This window comes from Pseudovibrio sp. POLY-S9 (genome assembly GCF_001431305.1).
In the GTDB taxonomy this organism is placed as follows: domain Bacteria; phylum Pseudomonadota; class Alphaproteobacteria; order Rhizobiales; family Stappiaceae; genus Pseudovibrio.
The window spans coordinates 1-5414 of the sequence record NZ_LCWX01000176.1; the positions used below are offsets into that span (position 1 = coordinate 1).

At 54.2% G+C, this 5414-nt stretch carries 3 protein-coding genes; all 3 read left to right on the forward strand.

Features of this window, described 5'->3' with window-relative positions; translation table 11 throughout:
• Positions 1 to 186: 186 nt before the first annotated feature.
• The gene (locus tag PPL9_RS17765; protein ID WP_057463951.1) at positions 187 to 1047 is read left to right on the forward strand and encodes a hypothetical protein; all 861 of its coding nucleotides are present in this window, start codon (positions 187 to 189) and stop codon (positions 1045 to 1047) included.
• Positions 1048 to 1518: 471 nt separating this feature from the next.
• Complete coding sequence (gene pheS, locus PPL9_RS17770; RefSeq protein ID WP_057463952.1) at positions 1519 to 2601, forward strand: phenylalanine--tRNA ligase subunit alpha; 1083 nt, start codon at positions 1519 to 1521, stop codon at positions 2599 to 2601.
• 28 nt (positions 2602 to 2629) lie between these two features.
• On the forward strand, positions 2630 to 5053 hold the full coding sequence (gene pheT, locus PPL9_RS17775; protein ID WP_057463953.1) for a phenylalanine--tRNA ligase subunit beta: 2424 nt from the start codon (positions 2630 to 2632) through the stop codon (positions 5051 to 5053).
• Positions 5054 to 5414 lie beyond the last annotated feature (361 nt).

Genomic DNA, 5414 nt, shown 5'->3' on the forward strand with positions numbered 1-5414 from the left:
GTGGTGCTGGCATGCTGTGATCCTCCCGAACAGAGTGAATCACAAATCGAAGTTTTGGGGAATCTCATAGATTCAAACTTTGATCGAAACGCTTTAGTTCTTGTCTCTAAATGCCTGTCAATGAGTTGCAAAATAGTTATACTAACTCTCCGAAAATGCTGCGAATTTGTCTGCTAGGTTTTGTCTATGAAATACATTGCATGGGGTTTGCTCACAGTCGTCACTGGGCTCATTTTTGGGTTGGCGCTTATCTTTGTTGTGAGCTTCCTGCAACTAAATGGCGTCTTGCTGAATGATACCATTCAATTTGAGGCGACATTCAAAGACTTCTCTTGGGTTGAGTTTGTAGTTGCTTTTGGGACGGCTGGTGCTGCATTTGCCGCTGCTTTCTCAGCATATGCCGCAAATATAACAGCGAAATTGAGTGCTGCAACTCTAAATGAGATGGAGGCTCAGCGTTTGAGTGCTGAGAGAATTGCTCAAGGTCAACAAATCACTCAGCACCAAAAACAGCAATCTATCGCGCAGGCGGATCGCGCATTGCTTGCTTTTGCACTATCTAGTTTGTGCCGGTACTTAACCAAGGTAGCTCAATCCTATGAAAGATTACTGCGAGAAATTCGTAACCATGAACGAGATCCGGCAGTTTCTGTCCAACAGCTGATTGGGGACTTGGAGTTTGAAGTAGAGCTGCCTATGAGAGAGATCGAAATGCTGCATAAGGCGCTTTCATCAAATAACAACAAGCTGAGTGAAATTTCTTCGATATTTGAGAACATTCAAGTTATAAATGCTCGGCATATTGATTACTTAGATCATTCAGGTAGGGGACTTGGTGGACTATCATGCCTTGATGAAATTAATTACATTGCTCGTTCATATGTAGATGTCACGGATCTCTTTGACTGGAGCCGCATGGAGGATAGCGAAGTTGTTGAAGTACCCAATCCAGTCAGAAATGCTCTGGCAAATATGCGTATTAGTCGTATCTTAATTGATGAAATTGCACCAAACGAAGCCCCACCAGTGCCAGTTGCACACCAATAATGTACCTTCCCATCCTCCGCCATTTCCGCTACCCTCCACACACCACCACCAATCCTCAAAGGATTCCCAATGCCGCTGCGCGTGCACATCGCTGAGAAGATCACCGCCCGTGTCCATGATGGTCCGGCGTGTGGGCGATTTATGCGCTTGGCTTGAACAGCTCCCAATGCATGAGTGAACCGCACCGCAGAGCCATTGTGCTCGCCCGTTTGTGCGTCTTCATTCAAGCAAGAGCGTTTAGGCAGCGGGGCAGGGCGTGCCATTTCACGAGCAGCCTCAGCGGGTGTTTTCATCGTAATTCCTCAGTTTCCGCTGAAAAACGGGAGTATTGAGGAAATCTAAGAGGCTGAAACTCAATCAGCCCCTTTATTGCGCTGCCAGCATTCGCTAAAAGACCTCCACGAATTTTATTTGCCCGGCTGGGACTCAGGTCTCAATCAGCTGCTGGCACATCCAAACCCTTGAGGGATTATGTCCGACCTCGAAACACTCGAAGCCGAGATTAACACCGCGATTGCCGGTGCTGACTCCGAAGCCGCACTGGAAGACGTGCGCGTTGCCGCCCTTGGCAAAAAGGGCAGCGTTTCTGAAAAAATGAAAACGCTTGGCAAAATGAGCCCGGAAGAGCGCAAGGAAATGGGTCCTGCACTCAACGGCCTTAAAAACCGCGTTGGTGAGGCAATCACCGCCCGCAAAGAGCTGCTGAAAGAGGAAGCTCTCAACGCGCGCCTCGCCTCTGAAACCGTTGATGTGAGCCAGCCACTGCGCACCACACCGGCAGAAGAAGGCCGCATCCACCCGATTTCTCAGGTTACTGATGAGCTGATCGCCATCTTCGCTGACATGGGCTTCTCCGTTGCTGAAGGCCCGGACATCGAGACCGATGAGCTGAACTTCACCGCGCTCAACTTCCCGGAAGGCCACCCGGCCCGCGAAATGCACGACACTTTCTTCTTCAACGAGAAGGAAGAAGGCGACCGCATGTTGTTGCGCACGCACACATCACCAGTGCAGATCCGCGCGATGAAATCTCAGGAACCACCGCTTCGCCTGATCATGCCGGGCCGCACATACCGTTGTGACAGCGACCAGACTCACACACCAATGTTCCACCAGCTGGAAGGCCTCGTGATCGACAAGACCACACATATCGGCCACCTGAAGGGCACATTGGAAGAGTTCCTCAAAGCCTTCTTCGAAGTGGATGATGTAGAGCTGCGCTTCCGCCCAAGCTTCTTCCCATTCACCGAGCCATCCATGGAAGTGGACGTGAAGTGCGACCGCTCCGGCTCTGAAGTGAAAATCGGTACCGGCAACGACTGGATGGAAATCCTCGGCTGCGGCATGGTGCACTCCAACGTTCTGCGCAACTGTGGTCTCGACCCGGATGTGTACCAGGGCTTCGCATGGGGCATCGGCATCGACCGTCTGGCAATGCTGAAATACGGCATGAACGATCTGCGCGCCTTCTTTGATGCAGACGTCCGCTGGCTCAAGCACTACGGCTTCCGCCCGCTGGATATGCCAGCGCTGGTTTCCGGTCTTTCCAAGTAATTTGGTCCAAACGTAAAGAGCTAATAAAATGAAATTCACCCTTTCCTGGCTCAAGGACCATCTTGAGACCGATGCAAGCCTTGATGAAATTGTAGAGCGCCTGACGCTGATCGGGCTGGAAGTGGAAGAAATCACCAATCCAGCTGATCGCCTTGGCACGTTCAAAATTGCCCGCGTTCTGGAAGCCGAGCAGCATCCGAATGCGGACCGCCTGCGCGTGCTGAAAGTGGACACTGGCGAAGGTGAGCCGCTGCAGGTTGTCTGCGGCGCACCAAACGCCCGCAAAGGCCTGATTGGCGTCTTCGCAAAACCCGGTGATTACATCCCCGGTCTCGATGTAACATTGTCCGTTGGTAAAATCCGCGATGTGGAAAGCCACGGTATGATGGCCTCCGAGCGCGAGCTGGAGTTATCCGACGAACACGACGGCGTCATCGACCTGCCAGAAGACGCTCCAGTCGGCACCCCGTTTGTTGCATATGCTGGTCTGGACGATCCGGTCATCGAAATCGGCCTGACCCCGAACCGCTCCGACTGTGCAAGCGTGTTCGGAATTGCGCGTGATTTGGCTGCTTCCGGCTTAGGAACGCTAAATACCCCGCAAAAAACGCAAATCAACGCACATAGCAACGCAAACGACCTAAAAATCCTTTTGGATCTAGGGGATAGCCCGGAACACTGCCCTGCATTCGGCTACCGTGTGGTCCGTGGCATCAAAAACGGCCCGTCTCCAAAATGGATGCAGAAGCGTCTGGTTGCTATCGGTCTGCGCCCGATTAATGCCCTCGTGGACATCACCAACTACATGACCTTCGATCAGGGCCGCCCGCTGCATGTCTTTGATGCAGATAAGGTTTCCGGAGACCTGACCGTCCGTCACGGCAAAGCAGGTGAAGAACTTGTTGGCCTCGACGGAAAGACTTATGCCGTCGATGAGAACGTCGTTGTCATTGCCGACGACAACGGTCTGGAGTCCCTCGGCGGAATTATGGGTGGAGAAACAACAGGTTGTGACGAAAATACCAGTAACGTGGTGATCGAAAGCGCTCTCTGGGATCCGCTCAACATCGCCCGCACAGGTCGTAAACTGGGAGTATCTACCGACGCCCGCTACCGCTTCGAGCGCGGTGTGGACCCGGCGTACATGGTGGAAGGCCTTGAAGTTGCTACGAAATTGGTCATGGACCTATGTGGCGGCGGCGAAGCTTCCGACGCGCACGTTGTAGGAGAAGTGCCACAGGAAGAGCGCATCATCGACTTCCCACTCAGCGAAGTCAAACGCCTCTCCGGTCTGGAAGTATCCTACAGTGAGATCAAAGCTATCCTCTCCCTGCTCGGCTTCTGGGTCGCTGGCAACGGCGATGTGGTCAAGGTTTCTCCTCCAAGCTGGCGTCCGGACATCTTTGGGAAAGCTGATTTGGTAGAAGAGGTTATGCGCATTGTCGGCATCGACAAAGTGCCAACTGCTACCCTGCCGCGCATGGAGCCAATCTCCCAGAAGGTTCTAACTGTTAGCCAAATCCGCCGCTCTAATGCCCGCCGCGCACTCGCAACACGCGGCATGGACGAGGCTGTTCTGTGGTCCTTCATTCCAAAAGCTCACGCAGAGCACTTCGGCGGCGGTAACCCACTGCTATCATTGGCAAATCCGATCTCCGCAGACATGTCTGACATGCGTCCGTCCCTGCTGCCTGGCCTGCTCACCGCAGCACAGCGCAACGCAGACCGCGGCTACGCCGACGTCGCTCTCTTCGAAGTCGGCCAAGTCTTTGAAAACGATAGCGAAAAAGGGCAGAAGATAGTCATCGCCGGCATCCGCCGTGGTACCGCCAAACCAACCGGTTCCGGTCGCCACTGGTCCGGAAACGCTGAAAACATTGATGTTTTCGACGCGAAGGCCGATGCGGGTGCGGTCCTGCAGTCCATCGGTGCGCAAGTTGGCAACCTGATGGTCTTCACCGACGCTCCGGATTACTACCACCCAGGCCGCTCCGGCGCCCTCAAAATGGGCCCGAAAAACACCCTGGCGTACTTCGGTGAGATCCACCCTAAGACCTTGGAAGCATTAGATATTGAAGGCCCGCTCGTGGCGTTCGAAGTCTTCATCGACGCTGTTCCTCAGCCGAAGAAGAAAGCGACCAAATCCAAGGGTGCGTTGAATGCTGCGGATCTTATGCCGGTAAAACGGGACTTTGCGTTCCTGGTAGACAGCTCTATCCCGGTTGAGAAGCTCCTGAAGGCCGCCAAAGGTGCGGATAAAGCATTGATCACAAACGTGAATCTCTTCGATATCTACGAAGGGCAGGGCGTGCCGGAAGGTCAGCGCTCCCTCGCGATTGATGTAACCCTGCAGCCGACCAAGAAGACCCTCACCGATGAGGATATCGAGGCGGTCTCAAACAAAATTGTTGCGTCCGTTCAAAAGGCTACCGGCGGTACCCTGCGCGGATAACTCCCGCTGAACAGCGCTGACGAAACACAAAAACGCGGATTCCGGAAAATTTCGGAATCCGCGTTTTTTAATGCGAAATCGGCGAAATTCGACCCGCCAGCAGGGGCATAACCTCACCCACCCACGGGGATATCCAGCCCGTCCAGCACAGCCCAGCCCCAGAACCCAACCCAGAAACCCAAACCACCCAGCGCCGGCCTAAACCGCCCCCTCGCGCCCGTCCGCCTCATCCAGCTGCACAGGCTCAGAGATCACGCTCGCCCGCCCGCAGAACCCGCGCCGCCGGCGCCGCTGCATACGCTGGCAGTCCTCGTCGCTCAACTCCGCTTCGGGCAGGCAGGAGTCGTCCGCTGCAACGGCA

What these genes read in the sequence shown, in the direction of transcription:
- pheS (WP_057463952.1), top strand. Translation starts at nt 1,519, where the DNA reads ATGTCCGACCTCGAAACACTCGAAGCCGAGATTAACACCGCGATTGCC.
- PPL9_RS17765 (WP_057463951.1), top strand. Translation starts at nt 187, where the DNA reads ATGAAATACATTGCATGGGGTTTGCTCACAGTCGTCACTGGGCTCATT.
- pheT (WP_057463953.1), top strand. Translation starts at nt 2,630, where the DNA reads ATGAAATTCACCCTTTCCTGGCTCAAGGACCATCTTGAGACCGATGCA.